This is a genomic window from Okeania sp. SIO3B5, assembly GCF_010692555.1.
Lineage (GTDB): Bacteria > Cyanobacteriota > Cyanobacteriia > Cyanobacteriales > Microcoleaceae > Okeania.
Genome location: NZ_JAAHHG010000257.1, coordinates 1 through 13883, shown reverse-complemented (window position 1 = coordinate 13883; position 13883 = coordinate 1). Strand labels below are relative to the sequence as shown.

The window sequence follows — 13883 nt, the reverse complement described above, 5'->3', positions numbered from 1 at the left end:
AGCAGTGCAATGAAATTAATTTCAATTATCTTGTGTAACTTTCGTCAGTTTTACGGCAAAACTCCAGAAATAATTTTGGCATCATTTTCTTGGTGACTTTGAACTTTATTCTCTGGAGTTTGAAGCCCGATCTTCAGATTTTTAAGTATAAAGATAACTTTATTTTTAAGGCGCTTTATTGGCCAAGTATGATGAAAATTTTACTGCTAATTACTATTTTGGTATTTATTTAGGGTTTGCGCTCAAAAGTCTTTTAGTAGGGGTGGGTTGTCTCCTGTCTCCTACAAAGAGCAAAAAGACTTTCCATACGCAAACCCTAATTATCAATTATCCATTATCAATTAATGAATAATAGCTCTTATCTTTTATTAAGCGCAACTTCATGGAGAAATGGTATTAATGCTATCAAATCCTTGTAGAGACATTTCATGGAGCGTCTCTACATACCTTTTCACCTATAAATCTATCGGTAATACCTATTTAGGGTTTGCTGATTATATCAAATCCGGTTAAACAGCCATAGAATGGTTAAGTCTTTAGAATTCAGCAATTCTGCAATTTCCTACGGAATGCTTCGCAAACAGAATTCAGGAGAAGAAAGATAAGACAAGATGAGCGTAGTTATGACAATTGGATAATTTTTTTATGTCCAATTAAGCGGATTTGATATTAAATATCAAAGCATTGACTGATATTGATTTCAGCCTTTGTTTGTCGAAAAAAGTGCGCCTGTTTTCGGTCTAAAGAGCTGCAAAAAGCTAGTATTTTGGGATGATTATGGCAGGAAAATCAAGGGACAATTTTTCCGACTACTTATAGGGGGTTTCACAAAGGTAGACGACAAAGCTGATGCTCCCATCCATCCCCCCATCCCCCTATTTCCCAATCTCCCAATCTCCCCATCTCCCAATCTCCCAATCTCCCCATCTCCTCCTCTATTTTTAAATAGATCCCAAATGGGTTCTATAATCAGCTACCACTGATTTTCTTCCTTTCTTTTTCAGAGAAAAGTTTATCAATCAGCTTAACACCAACAGCAGATTCTCCATCAAAAACAGAACCAGTAGTGAGTTCCTCAACACGCTTTCGTACCTTATCTTGCAATATTTGAGGTAAAGGTACATAACCCTCTTCGGATATTACTGGTTTGTTAGCAATATTGATTTTGTAATCAACAAAAGCTTTAACAGAAGGTACGTTTTCTAGGGAATTCTTGCTCACATATAAAAATAATGGACGAGATAGGGGGCTATAAGTACCGTTAGCTATGGTTTCACTACTTGGTTCCACACATTGACTGCTACCATTGTCAACAGAAATCACCTTCACGGCTTCCTTATTTTTTTCATAGTAGGTAAACCCGAGAAAACTCAAACTACCCCATTCAGATCCAACTCCCTGAAGAATGATATCATCATCTTCACTAGCCTTATAGTCTTTTCGGCTTCTACCTTCCTCCCCATTGACAGCATCAGTGAAATAATCATAAGTACCAGACTCGGGATCGGGAACATAGAGACTCAGAGGTTCTTCGGGAAATTCATCCCGAATTTGCTTCCAATTTGTTATTTTATCCTGATCATCATCATTAGGTTGCCAAATTTTTGTTAACTCTTCCATAGTCAGACAGTCTGCCCAATCATTGTCGCGGTTGGCGATGATAGAAATACCATCGAAAGCAATGGGAATTTCAATAAATTCTATCCCGTTTGCCTGACAAAGGTCAATCTCAGACTTTTTAATGGGACGGGAAGCATTTGATATATCTGTGTCCCCAATACAAAACTTTTTTAGTCCAGCTCCAGAACTAGATATTCCTACAATTACCTGAGTTTCCGGATTATCATTCATAAATTTTTGAGCCATTGTATCCGAGAGCGGAAAAACTGTACTTGAACCGTCAACTAGAACATATTCTCTTTTTTCAGTATCTTCTTCCTTTGCTTGTGGAGATGTTTCGCTAGTGGAAGTTACTGTTTCATTATTGCCACAAGCACTTACAATCAGAAGTAGAGCTACTGCAAAAAAATGGAGATATTTGTTTTTCAATTGTATTACTAAATTCATAAATTTTAGAGTAAGATTTTACCGATCACCTCGATCATTTTACCACTTATATCATGTCCGGTTGAATAATTAGACTTTGGTGGATCGAAGGCAGGAGGCAACCCACCCCTAACCCCTCCCAGGAGGGGGAGGCAGAAGGTTTTCTCAAGAGTGTCACCTTGATTTTATACACGCTCCGATGCTACCGGACATGATATTATCGATATTCAATATTGAGATACACTCTCTATTCAGCTAATATTTTTAGTTTATTTTTGCGGGAAAATTATTATTATCTAATTAGGGTTTGCTGAAAAAGTCTGATGGTGATGATAGGGAGCACTTAACTGGGAACAGGGAACAGTTTAGACTATATGCTACGGCCAAATTTTCGGCATTTCAGGGGAAAAGTATTAGCATTTTGAGGCTACAACAGCCAAAAACCTTGCACCCCCTCAGTAATATTTAACCCTGGAAGCTTTTACAGGTATTGATTATAATTTTATTCAGCAAGCCCTAATTAGGGTTTGCGCTTCACTAGTCTTTTTATTGAGGTAGGATACCCACCCCTCGCCCCTCCCCCTCCCAGGAGGCAGGGCTGTTTCATTCTCAATAGACGCGGGGACGCGGAGACACGGAGACACGGGGATAGAGGCTTTTAAGCGACGTTGAACTAAATCTTTTCTCAGAACTTAACGACGCGTACTTTGCTGAAAAATCGGCAAATTTTGACAAATTTTACTGTTTAACTATGCCCATTACTCCCGTTCTCCCGCTCATCGTTAATCTACAATACTTTGAAACAGCCCTGCCTCCCAGGAGGGGAAAAAGGGAGTAGGGAGTAGTTAAGAGTAAGGAGTTTAGGGGAGTTATAGAGAAGGTAGTCGTTCATAATGGTTTCTTGATTTGTCTGCCATAATCGTCCCAAAATACTAGCTTTTTGCAGCTCTTTCCACCGAAAACAGGCGCACTTTTTTAGACCAAAAAATGCTAAAACCAATATCAGTAAATGCGCGCGATCTTTAATCAGCAGAGCAATAATTACTAAAGCTGACAAAACTATCTTGTTTGACATCCTCCCCGGCTGTTAGGCACGGGGATTCCTACCGAGCCGTAACTCCTCGGTGGGTTGACGTCTCACAGGCTGCTGCACCCACCCCTCTTGCTCCCCTCCCGGGAGGGGATGGGGGTGGGTTACACTTGCCTCCACGTCCGTTTCTTGCTCCGCGTTCCCTTGCGCCTTTCGGCGGCGCGGGTTCGGTGCGCTTTTTCGTCTCGGACTGCCCGCCCACGACTAATATATTTATCGCTGCATTCTCGTCTAAGAACATGTTTTGCACCACAGTTTAGACACTCCCATTCTCGCACCTTCAGGTCTAGCTTGCCACCTTTAAAGCCACAATTTGAGCAAATTTGGGATGTTGGCTCAAGGGCGACTAATTACTCTAAAATCACGACCATATTTTTCTGCTTTTCCTTCTAAGAATGTTCTGAATTTTCTCCATCCTAAATCAGATACCCACCCCTCTTGCTCCCCTCCCTGGAGGGGATGGGGGTGGGTTACGGTTTTTCACCATACCAGAAACGTTGTTATACTTCTAAAACAACTGTTTGGTTTTCACGAACTATTTTAGTAGATAATTTATGTAGAAAATCTGTTAAGCGTATCTTTTAATTTGGCATGGAACTTAGCAATTCTAACCCGTGCTTTTTCATACCTTTTAGATCCTTTAGTTTTATGAGATAATGTCTTACTTAACTTTCTTAACTTCTTAATTCGTTTTTTGAGTGGCTTAGGAGCATCAACTTTTGTACCGTCGCTAAATGTAGCAAAGGTTTTGATACCTAAATCTATACCTACTGAATTATCAGTTTTAGGTAAGACTTCTGGTTGTATTTCTACTACAAAACTCAAGAAATATCTAGTAGGGGCGATTCGCGAATCGCCCCTACAATCTTTGATTACTGTTACTGATGATGGAGCAGCAGGTAACTCTCTTGACCAAAGTATTTTCAGTTTTCCAATCTTGGCTAAATAAACTTTGTGTTGACCAATTTTAAACCCTCCCTTTGTAAATCTAGCAGTTTGCTTTGATTTCCTGATGCATGAATTTAGGAGGTTTTATCGGTTTACCTTTTCTGTTACCTTTAGTTGATTTAAAAAAGTTTTGATAAGCTTGGTTTAAATCATTTAAAGATTGCTGCAATGGTATAGCAGAAACTTCTGATAACCATTCTCTGTTTTCAGTCTTTTTCGATTGAGTGATAAACTGTTTTTGTAGTTGAGAATTATTGGGTTTCTTTTCTCCCGATCTATACTTTTGTTGGCAACAAGCTAAACTATCGTTCACTCGCCACACGGACACAACCAAATAGCTTTGCGCTCTCGGTATTTTTGTCCCGGTGTTGGATAGATACGATACTTAAATCTAGCTTTCATAATTTGACTATTAAACTAACAATATGATAACATATTTATTGAAATAAAATCAACTACTAATAAAGTCGCCCGCTTATGGGCGAGGCTTTAAACCCAATTTTCTGGTAAATTTGTTTAAATCTACTTAATCTAACTCTAAAAATTTATACTCTAATCAGAAATAATATTTATACCTTAACCATTTGAATAACTGTCATATTTCAAATATTTTTCTCTGGGAACCTAAATCATCATTTAAAGATATCCATAATTAGAGGAAGTAGAAAAATGAAAACTTCTGAAAATTTTGCTAGTTTTACTATTGGACTAGCTTTAATATTACTTTTGACATTTGGTATTTTACCGAAAAATTGGGTTTAAAGCCTCGCCCTTGTAGGGCGACTTTTTATTTTATTTGTAAGTGAATTGAATATATGCTATAGTGTTATTAGTTGCCGGGGGGCACTCGGAAACTCGTGCGCGGACGTGGAGGGAAGCATTAGACTACCGCCAAGGAAGCAGCACCCTGTGAAGTGTCAACCCGCCGAGGAGCTATGGCTCAGTAGGAATCCCTGTGCCTTTAGGCCGGGGAGGATGTCAAAATGGCTACATATTGCGGTTGGTAGTTTTTTAGATTGGGTAATTGCGGGTGCTTGTTTTTGGTGGTTATTGTTAATTGTTACAGTTCCCTGGAATATACATTTTGAAGCTAAAGAAGTATTAGCTGAAGCTGCTGAGTCAAAGCAAAAAGGTATAATAGTTGATGCTCAACAAGTTGATTATGTTGCTAAGTTAGCGCGTTTTTCTTTGTGGATAGCTTTGGCTTTACATTTTCTTTCTACCATTGGGCTTTATGCTTTAGCTATTACTGGTATTAGTGTAGTTGGTTATGTGAGTTCTGGCGCAGCTTTATTGTTAACTGTTTTACGTCCTGCTATACGTTTATATCAATATTTAGTGATACGGTTATCGATGATTCGCCGAGAATTATTGCATCCTCGTGCAGATATTATTGAACTCAGAAATCGCTTGGAAAATCTCGAAAAAACTTTGGAAAATCTAGCAGCACAGCTAAGTATTGAAAATCCAGAATCTTTTAGATCGAAACAACAACAACACTCCGAAATAACAAGAAAAGAATTAAGTCGTTTAGCAGTGACAATAGAAGATTTAAGAAATACAAACCAAACAGAACATCATCAGTTAGCTAGGGATTTTGAAAAGGCAATATCTCAACTTTCAACAGATGGGCAATTTCTTAATCATGTGCAGGAAATAATTCGGTTTATCAAAGAAGCTTAATCAGATAAAGGAAGAGGGAATAAGGAAGAAGGAAGAAAGCTTTACAGCGTTTTTAATTTAGTAGAGACGTTCCATGGAACGTCCCTACAATATTTTCTAAATCTGCTTTGATTAAGATCGATTGATTTTAACTTTAATCTATATTTAATATGACATTAAGCTCCAGGTAAAAAATTTTAGATTTTATCTGAAATTAAAAATTTATTCCTCATCATTTTTATTAGATGTACCCTCTTGGGAATAGAAAATATTTGAAATAAGTTTTACATCAATCGGGAACTAATGGAAGAAGATTTAATCTACCACTTAAAATACTGGAATTTAAAATCTGAGATACTAACTCAGAAATTAAAAATCTTAGTTTTTGCTTTGAGCTTGAAGATTTGTATTAGTTTCAACAGAAGCTTTATCAAAATCCTCTCGGTTAGGAAATATTTCAAAAACTCGATCCATACTTGTTAATTCAAACAGAATTCTGACTTGTTCATTAATAGAACATACAACCAATTGACTTCCAGCAGCTCTAACAGTTTTGAGCGCTAAAACCAAAGCACCTAAGCCAGAGCTATCCATAAAAGTTACATCTTTAAAATCTATCAAAATAATATCTGCTCCAGCTTCAACTTGCTCACTAATTTCTTGGCGAAATGCAGTAGCCTTAGTGCCGTCTAAAATGCCATTAGGTTGAATATACTTAACCACAGTACTCATATTTTCTAGAAGCTATGACTCTAACTATTTACAAACCTAGGCTAGTATACCCCATTAATGGGATTAAGTCCAAGTCTATTGATAAGTTAAGTCAAAACCAATTACCATAACAAGCCTTTCTGTTATTTGATTTAATTGATAGGACTAACTTTGGCACGGAATAGTAGTTTATCCCCCTGCCGATAGCCAGTATAACGAACTTTTACCAGTTCTCCTTCTTGGGCAGACCCTTTCATTAGTTGATGTAACTGAGGGTCAAAAGGAACTTCTGCTCCCACAGGAGCGATAGATTCTACATTCCATTTTTGGATCAATTGCTCTACTGGACGTAACAAAGGTAATATCTTTGTTGCTGCTAAACGAGGATTTTCTTTGACTTTGTATACAACCGTAGGCCATTGTTGTAACCAAGATTCTAAAATTTGCAAGCTAGACTGCTGAAACTCTTTTGTTAAAAATTGTTTTTGTTGCTCTAAGTTTGCCTGAAGATTGCGATATTCTTGTTCTAATATTGATGTAGAAGTTGGTACTGATTTTTTGACAAGTTCGGGGGCAAAATTATCTAATAATTCTGTTAAGGTAATTCCTAATGCTTGACTAATTTTGAGTAAAATATCTACTCGCATTTGTGACCCTAAGCCACGTCGCAACCGAATAAGCTGTAATTCCGAAACCCCTGCTTTTTTACTTAATTCTTTAATGCTAGAAATACTTGCTTTCTCCATGAGGTTTTGTAATTGGAGAGTATAGTTTATTGGAAAAGATTGATTCATTTCACCGGATATTAAAACAAAATAGTATAATTTTATCTCTGCTCTAGAATATATCACAATTACTCATTATCAAGAGAGGGAGTTATTTCAGTTATCAGTTATCAGTTATCAGTTATCAGTAATTTTTTGATCAGGAGTAGGGAGTAGGGGGAAATAATTGATAATTTCTATGCAATTTTCCGCTCCAAAAATGCACTTACTTTGATATGTCAGTGCTTTTAGATTTAATCAGCAAAACCTAATTAGGGCTTGCTGAATAAAATATTTTTGCTCTTTGTAGGGAGTAGGGAGTAGGGAGTAGTTAATACGTAGAATAAATGGGAATCACAGAGTCAGCGGCCACAAGAATAGTCAGAGTGATTTTTCGGCTTTTGCTACCCGAAAATGCTCACTTTTTTAACAATAGCTTGCTGAAAAGCTCATACTTTTTCCAGGCAGAAAAAGCCTAAAGCTAATATCAGTCAATGCGCGCGATATTTAATCAGTAAAACCTAATTATGTTTATTTATTTATTAGTTAATTAATTGATCAAGCAAATTTAATTTGATGGTAAATGTGCTTCTAGGAACTACAAAATTTATCAATAGTTCGAGAAACTTCGGTATACAAATCGTCAGCTTTTTCAATCTAGCTATTTTGAGCTAAAATAACTAGAAAATTAACACTATGGAGGTAAATAAAATTGCAGACTAAGATATATCAAAAATATTTCACTCACAAATTAATCCCGAGTACAATATTGATAACAACCTTACTGCTAGGATTATATAAAATACCAGTAGAAGCTTTAGAAGAATCGAATAAATTACTCAAAATAGGAGTTATACAACGATTTGGTACTAAACCCACAGATAAAATTACTCTTAGAGCTACTCCTGGAGATAAATTAACTTTAAGCTTTAAAACTCCAGCAGGAGAAGAAACTCTTACTACTGAAAAAGTTGAGTTGAAAATTAAGATGAGACCGCAAGAAAAAGCATTATTAAAAGAGCGGTTAGTTCTCAGCAGTCACCGCAGTTATGAAAATGCGGAAGAAGATGCTCAATTATGGAAAGATAAGGGAATAAAAGTAGAAGTAACCCAACCCGGAAGATGGAAAGTTTGGGCAAAAAGAGAAGTTTATAAAACTCCTTTATTGCGACGTTGGTTACTAGAAAGTCTACAAGCTCATAGTAATACAGATGTATATCTCGATTTGGAAGTTCTCAAACAAAGACCCACAGCTTACTGGGAAATGAATGGCTATACTTATCATCGCCATGAGTTAGATATTACGGCAGGAAAAGATATAATTCTTGTCAATAATCAATTTAACCAAGACACAGCAATACCAGAAGAACGACGTTATGGTGGCTCCCTTAAACTACAACCGAATGCTTATGGAAGCTACACATTAGTAAATAATGTCCCAATAGAAACTTATATTCGGGGAGTAGTACCCCACGAATTAGGAGCTTGGCCACCAAAAGCATCCCTAGAAGCTCAGGCAATTTTAGCTAGAACTTATGCACTACGGAATTTACATAGGTTTGTAGCAGATAATTATGAGTTGTGTGCCAATACTCACTGTCAAGTCTACAAAGGATTAGATGTATACCCAGAAACAGATGAAGCAGTAGCAGCAACTAGAGGAAAAGTCCTGACTTATGAAGATGAGTTGATAGATGCTGTTTATTTTGCTGTTAGTGGTGGTGTGACAGCAGATTTTAACGATCTATGGAATGGCACTGAACGTCCATATTTACGACCTGTAGTTGATTCAGCTAATAATATCTGGGATTTATCTACAAATAGTTTAGCTGATGAACAAAATTTCCGTAAGTTTATGAGTCTTAAAAAAGGATTTAATGAAGAAGGTTGGATAGAGTTTCGTTGGCGGGAGGTAGTTAGTTTGCCTGGTATAGTTGGCTATTTGAAGAGTTATTTTCGAGAGAAAAAAAGTCCTTTTGCTCAAATTAAAGCTGTAAAAAATGTGGAGGTGACAGAGCGATCGCTAGCTGGTCGTGTCCTGAAAATGACTGTGGAAACTGATAAAGGGATTATAGAGCTAAATAAGGACGAAGTACAAAATGCCTTTTGGGTGCCTTGGAGTACGCTCTTTTATTTAGACCCTATATACAAACCTGATAAAACTTTATGGGGCTATAGTTTCGTTGGAGGGGGATTTGGACATGGGGTCGGCTTTTCTCAGAAAGGCTCTATTAAATTAGCTGAGTTGGGTTGGAGTAGCGATCAAATTCTCAGTTTTTACTTTCCTGGAACAGAGATCCAACCTCTCAGCGAGTCCGTCACTTTTGGACAAAAATAATAGTGGCGATCGAGATAATTTGACATCCTCCCGACGTTGCTCTACGAGACAACGCGGGATTCCCATCCATCAATCAAACAGACTGTAGGGGCGATTCGCGAATCGCCCCTACACTGAAAGATTCAGGGCGGGTTGACACCTCATTGGAAAATGCAGGCAAAGCCTGTCTAATACTTCCTCCGTGTCCGTTTAACTTCTCCGTTAGCGCAGCTCCTCCGGAGGAGGCGTGCCCCTCGGCGACTTGATTAAACAGTTACAGTAATCGCGCACCTTGGTTTTTGGTTAAGTAATATTTGTATGTTAACAGATTATCTGCAAGACCGCTCTTATTGATTGGCATTCCCATCCCTCCGCTCCCTACGGGAGAGCGCGGGTATAAATGCCAACATCTTGATAAATGCGGGATGATTTTAATAGCTTTGTGGAATGGGCATCTTGCCCGTTCCTGATATTTTCGGGACAAGCAGGGTGGGGCAGGCAGGATGTCTACCCCACTTACCACTTATATTCATCCCGCCCCTCAGCAATGCCTAAAGTTAACTAAATTATCCGAGATTCTCTTCTTGGTGAGTCGTAACAGTGCAGTTTTGTTTAGGATAAGCAACACAAGTTAGTACCCATCCTGCTGCGATCTGATCGTCATCCAAGAAAGAACCATCACTTTGATCTATAACATCATCTGCGTTACCTTCTACCTTTCCTGCACAGCTCGAACAAGCACCTGCACGACAGGAGTAAGGTAGGTCAAGACCTGCTTCTTCAGCAGCATCAAGGATATAGGTATCATCATCACAATCAATAGTTTGGTTGATTCCCTCTGCTTCATTTACTAGAGTAACTTTGTAAGTAGCCATATAATTTTCCTCTCAATAATTAATTAGACAATTTTTTTGATTTTTGATTGATACCATGTCCGGTAGCATTGGAGCGTGTATAAAATTAAGGTGACAATGGAAGAAAACCTTCTGCCTCCCCCCCCTTTCATATCATGTCCGGTAGCATCGGAGCGTGTATAAAATTAAGGTGACAATGGAAGAAAACCTTCTGCCTCCTGCCTCCTGCCTCCTGCCTTCCTTCCGCCAAAGTCTAATTATTCAACTGGACATGATATGACTTGAAGCTGCTAACTTTAGTAAAGTGCTTCTTCTTGGTGGGTTTCAATTGTGCAATCAGATGTGGGATAAGCCACACAAGTTAAAACATATCCTGCTGCCATTTGATCGTCATCTAAAAATGACTGATCGCTTTGATCTACTGTACCTTCTACTATTTTACCAGCACAGGTAGAACAAGCACCAGCACGACAAGAGTAAGGTAAGTCAAGACCCTGCTCGTCTGCTTCATCAAGAATATACTTGTCATCAGGACAATCAATTTCTTGCTCTCCATCTGGAGTTTTCAACTTTACTTTATAGCTTGCCATTTTGCGCTCCTTATATTAAATAGTTTCGTCTGCTTCATAAAACTGATACAACAAGTCACAAATAGTGACCAATGATAGCGTAGCTCCGACCTAGGAGGTTGTTTACTTCCTGCTGTAGGGACGTTGCATGCAACGTCCCTACGCTAGCAACATCCCTACGCTAGACCGTCGGCAGTTACTTATCCACAGGTATTAACGGTCAAGCCGACCGCATCTGTTTAGTGAATCTTACATTCTGAGGAGACCTCGCCAATTAGCACTCGCTTTTTCAAATTTATATTTGCGTTTAAATCTCGATCTATTGACAACCCATGACAACCCACACTCAGGACATTCATAAGTTCTCAGATTTAATGGTAGATCTTGGACGTGACCGCACCTGCAGCAAGTTTTTGATGATGGAAAAAATCTCTTAATAGAATGCTACGCATTTTTTTCACTTCAAGGATAGAATACTCGTCAAATTACCAAGCTAAACTTTACCTGACAATGTGGGATTTGCCAGATTAACTCAGACCTAGAAATGTTCAAACAAAATATCTACTAGGTTGACACTCCATGGACTAAAGTCGCGTGGATTCTTCAGAGGAGCTGTAAATCGGGTTAAAACCACGATTTCCACATTGCTCGAAACGGCCACATTGCCAGCACCGTACCGTAGTACGAATGCAGCAGCAGCTCACGCTGGCGGTGCCAATCGCCACTACTCTCTCCAGTCAAAAGACCATTGAGGCTACTTTTTAATTAAGTTGTTGGTTGATTCACTCACTCTGAGATACAACGTGCTGACTAACGGCTGGAAACAGAGTGCTGGCAAGCACCGGGCACCTTTTCGGTTAACCACCCTTTAACTGAAGCGTCCATTAGCTATCGGGCTTTCACCATGCTTCAGAGGTCATTGTGTCTTAATATCTTAATTATAACACCTGGTTGACTACGGGTTAAAACCCGTCGCATCGTTTCCATCCAGCCGTTAAAACAGGCTGGTTTCCCACTTACCGATTTTTTATGATGAAAGCGATCAGTACTTATAAATTCATCTCGATCGCCGATCATCATGTTCTTGGTTTCACATTAGAATTAGTAGAGGTCAATTACTCAAACAAGCAAAACCACAAAATTACTTAGAGTTTCAGCTAGCTGATTAATCAGATACATCAAGCCCGGCAATCCCGGACAAAGTCGGGAAAACCTTTCATAGCAACGTGACGGCACTTCAAACCAGAGCCATGATTAAAGGGTATTAGTTGATAGTCAAACGGTCATCAACTATTACCCGTAAGACTTACGCAGTACAACTTATTTTCGTCATTGCGACCTACAGGATTTGTGGAGCAGCCCGAAACGGAAAGCAATCTCAAATCCCAGTTTTTCGTACCTCATGCGTAAGTCCTGATCAAAAAAAATTAATTAATTTGCTCTTGGCTACTACTTATAGCTCTTCTTCCACATTAGTTTTAATAGTACAATCAGATGTTGGTTTGGCCACACAGGTTAGCACATATCCTTGTTCTATCTGGTCATCGTCTAAGAATGACTGATCGTCTTGATCTACTGTACCTGATTCGATTTTACCAGCACAGGAGGAGCAAGCACCGGCGCGACAGGAATAGGGTAAATCCAAGTCGTACTTTTCTTCAGCAATATCAAGAATGATCTCATCATCAGGACAATCAATTACTTTTTCACCATCTGGTGTAACTAGAGTAACTTTGTAGGTGGCCATTTATTTTTCCTTTCTAGCTAGTTTGGTCTATATATAATTTAAACTTATACAAATCACAAGGCTTGATTAGCCAAATTATTTGTACTTGTTTTATTTCCATCTCTGATATTAAGGGAAAAAATCAATGTTGTAAAACAAATTTGGCAAAAAATTACTATAGAATTTATTATAAATAATTCTAATTTAATTCTGATTACTTATACCTGATTGGACAACAACCCTAAGACAGATGTTAAAAAATATTGAATTATGGCAAGACCATTGGCATATACAATCTAAAATACAAGTTTTTGATTTTGTATTTTAACTATGACCCAAACAAATCTCTCTTCCTCTTTATGCTCCACTATCCCGATCAGAGTAGGTATTGTTGGTACGGGTTATGCTGCTAAGGCTAGAGCTGAGGCATTGAAAGTAGATACGCGATCGCTCCTAGTTGCAGTCGCAGGCCATATCCCAGAAAAAACCGAGGAATTTAGTCAAACCTTCCAAGTTCAGAATACAGCTTCTTGGCAACAGTTGGTAAAACGAGAAGATTTGGATCTAGTTATCGTTTCTACTATTAATAGAGACCATGGAGCAATTGTTCGTGCAGCCATCGAAAATGATAAACACATCATTGTGGAATATCCTCTTTCCCTAGACTCAACTGAAGCGGAATCATTAATTTCTCTAGCAGCTAAGAAAAATAAGTTATTGCACGTTGAACATATTGAGCTACTTGGCGGTCTCCATAATGCTATCAAACAATCTTTATCAGCTATTGGTAAGGTATTCTACGCTCGTTACATTACAATCAATTCTAAACAGCCAGCACCCGTAAAATGGACTTATCAGCCTTCATTATTTGGCTTTCCTTTTATGGGAGCACTTTCTCGTTTGCATCGGTTTACCGATCTATTTGGTAAAGTTGATAATGTCAGTTGCCAAAGCCAGTTTTGGTACACTGAAGCAGACCTTTATAATGCTTGTTTGTGTAGTGCCCAGTTAAGATTTAGCAATGGTGTTATTGGGGAAAGCGTCTATGGCAAAGGTGACACATTTTGGCTTTCAGAAAATACTTTTACTGTTTACGGCGAAGCAGGCACATTAATTTTTACTCCTAAACAAGGTCAACTATTGCAGGGAGAAAAAACACAAACGATAGAAGTGGGTGCGCGACGTGGTTTATTTGC

Annotated in this window: 14 protein-coding genes; 3 read left to right on the top strand and 11 right to left on the bottom strand. The window is 38.4% G+C overall.

The genetic code is table 11. The features are described 5' to 3' along the window. Positions 1 to 969: 969 nt before the first annotated feature. From F6K54_RS26870 to F6K54_RS26850, 5 genes are all read right to left on the bottom strand, one after another. Positions 970 to 2067, bottom strand: coding sequence for a PstS family phosphate ABC transporter substrate-binding protein (locus tag F6K54_RS26870; RefSeq protein WP_293084387.1), 1098 nt, complete (start codon positions 2065 to 2067; stop codon positions 970 to 972). Between the two features lie 1082 nt (positions 2068 to 3149). After that, on the bottom strand, positions 3150 to 3377 hold the full coding sequence (locus tag F6K54_RS26865) for a hypothetical protein (protein ID WP_293084384.1): 228 nt from the start codon (positions 3375 to 3377) through the stop codon (positions 3150 to 3152). Positions 3378 to 3688: 311 nt separating this feature from the next. Continuing rightward, positions 3689 to 3961, bottom strand: a complete 273-nt coding sequence (locus F6K54_RS26860) for a transposase (RefSeq protein ID WP_293084381.1) — start codon at positions 3959 to 3961, stop codon at positions 3689 to 3691. Positions 3962 to 4124: 163 nt separating this feature from the next. Beyond that, positions 4125 to 4406, bottom strand: a complete 282-nt coding sequence (locus tag F6K54_RS26855; RefSeq protein WP_293084378.1) for a hypothetical protein — start codon at positions 4404 to 4406, stop codon at positions 4125 to 4127. After that, the gene (locus F6K54_RS26850) at positions 4394 to 4486 is read right to left on the bottom strand and encodes a helix-turn-helix domain-containing protein (protein ID WP_293081707.1); all 93 of its coding nucleotides are present in this window, start codon (positions 4484 to 4486) and stop codon (positions 4394 to 4396) included. Before F6K54_RS26850 ends, F6K54_RS26855 begins: the two co-directional genes overlap by 13 nt. Before the next feature lie 573 nt (positions 4487 to 5059). Between F6K54_RS26850 and F6K54_RS26845 the strand changes: the two genes are divergently transcribed. Continuing rightward, positions 5060 to 5767, top strand: coding sequence for a hypothetical protein (locus F6K54_RS26845; RefSeq protein WP_293084375.1), 708 nt, complete (start codon positions 5060 to 5062; stop codon positions 5765 to 5767). A 357-nt stretch (positions 5768 to 6124) separates the two neighbouring features. Here F6K54_RS26845 and F6K54_RS26840 read toward each other — a convergent pair whose 3' ends face one another. Then, complete coding sequence (locus F6K54_RS26840) at positions 6125 to 6478, bottom strand: STAS domain-containing protein (RefSeq protein ID WP_293084372.1); 354 nt, start codon at positions 6476 to 6478, stop codon at positions 6125 to 6127. Between the two features lie 131 nt (positions 6479 to 6609). Next, the gene (gene grpE, locus F6K54_RS26835) at positions 6610 to 7251 is read right to left on the bottom strand and encodes a nucleotide exchange factor GrpE (RefSeq protein ID WP_293084369.1); all 642 of its coding nucleotides are present in this window, start codon (positions 7249 to 7251) and stop codon (positions 6610 to 6612) included. Between the two features lie 682 nt (positions 7252 to 7933). On the opposite strand from grpE, the gene F6K54_RS26830 reads away from it, so the two are divergent. Continuing rightward, on the top strand, positions 7934 to 9559 hold the full coding sequence (locus F6K54_RS26830; protein ID WP_293084366.1) for a SpoIID/LytB domain-containing protein: 1626 nt from the start codon (positions 7934 to 7936) through the stop codon (positions 9557 to 9559). Between the two features lie 545 nt (positions 9560 to 10104). Here the strand turns inward: F6K54_RS26830 and F6K54_RS26825 are convergent. From F6K54_RS26825 to F6K54_RS26810, 4 genes are all read right to left on the bottom strand, one after another. Beyond that, positions 10105 to 10413: a 2Fe-2S iron-sulfur cluster-binding protein gene (locus tag F6K54_RS26825; protein ID WP_293084363.1), complete on the bottom strand. Its 309-nt coding sequence runs from the start codon at positions 10411 to 10413 to the stop codon at positions 10105 to 10107. 275 nt (positions 10414 to 10688) lie between these two features. Further along, positions 10689 to 10982 (bottom strand): ferredoxin, encoded by a 294-nt coding sequence (locus tag F6K54_RS26820; RefSeq protein ID WP_293084360.1) that lies wholly within the window; start codon positions 10980 to 10982, stop codon positions 10689 to 10691. A gap of 228 nt (positions 10983 to 11210) precedes the next feature. Next, positions 11211 to 11399: a zinc ribbon domain-containing protein gene (locus F6K54_RS26815; protein ID WP_366558246.1), complete on the bottom strand. Its 189-nt coding sequence runs from the start codon at positions 11397 to 11399 to the stop codon at positions 11211 to 11213. A 1015-nt stretch (positions 11400 to 12414) separates the two neighbouring features. Beyond that, positions 12415 to 12708 (bottom strand): ferredoxin, encoded by a 294-nt coding sequence (locus F6K54_RS26810; protein ID WP_293084357.1) that lies wholly within the window; start codon positions 12706 to 12708, stop codon positions 12415 to 12417. Between the two features lie 309 nt (positions 12709 to 13017). On the opposite strand from F6K54_RS26810, the gene F6K54_RS26805 reads away from it, so the two are divergent. Continuing rightward, a partial coding sequence (locus tag F6K54_RS26805; protein ID WP_293084354.1) for a Gfo/Idh/MocA family protein occupies positions 13018 to 13883 on the top strand: 866 nt, incomplete at its 3' end.

What these genes read in the sequence shown, in the direction of transcription:
- F6K54_RS26870 (WP_293084387.1), bottom strand. Translation starts at nt 2,067, where the DNA reads ATGAATTTAGTAATACAATTGAAAAACAAATATCTCCATTTTTTTGCA.
- grpE (WP_293084369.1), bottom strand. Translation starts at nt 7,251, where the DNA reads ATGAATCAATCTTTTCCAATAAACTATACTCTCCAATTACAAAACCTC.
- F6K54_RS26865 (WP_293084384.1), bottom strand. Translation starts at nt 3,377, where the DNA reads ATGTTCTTAGACGAGAATGCAGCGATAAATATATTAGTCGTGGGCGGG.
- F6K54_RS26820 (WP_293084360.1), bottom strand. Translation starts at nt 10,982, where the DNA reads ATGGCAAGCTATAAAGTAAAGTTGAAAACTCCAGATGGAGAGCAAGAA.
- F6K54_RS26810 (WP_293084357.1), bottom strand. Translation starts at nt 12,708, where the DNA reads ATGGCCACCTACAAAGTTACTCTAGTTACACCAGATGGTGAAAAAGTA.
- F6K54_RS26840 (WP_293084372.1), bottom strand. Translation starts at nt 6,478, where the DNA reads ATGAGTACTGTGGTTAAGTATATTCAACCTAATGGCATTTTAGACGGC.
- F6K54_RS26825 (WP_293084363.1), bottom strand. Translation starts at nt 10,413, where the DNA reads ATGGCTACTTACAAAGTTACTCTAGTAAATGAAGCAGAGGGAATCAAC.
- F6K54_RS26850 (WP_293081707.1), bottom strand. Translation starts at nt 4,486, where the DNA reads ATGAAAGCTAGATTTAAGTATCGTATCTATCCAACACCGGGACAAAAA.
- F6K54_RS26845 (WP_293084375.1), top strand. Translation starts at nt 5,060, where the DNA reads ATGTCAAAATGGCTACATATTGCGGTTGGTAGTTTTTTAGATTGGGTA.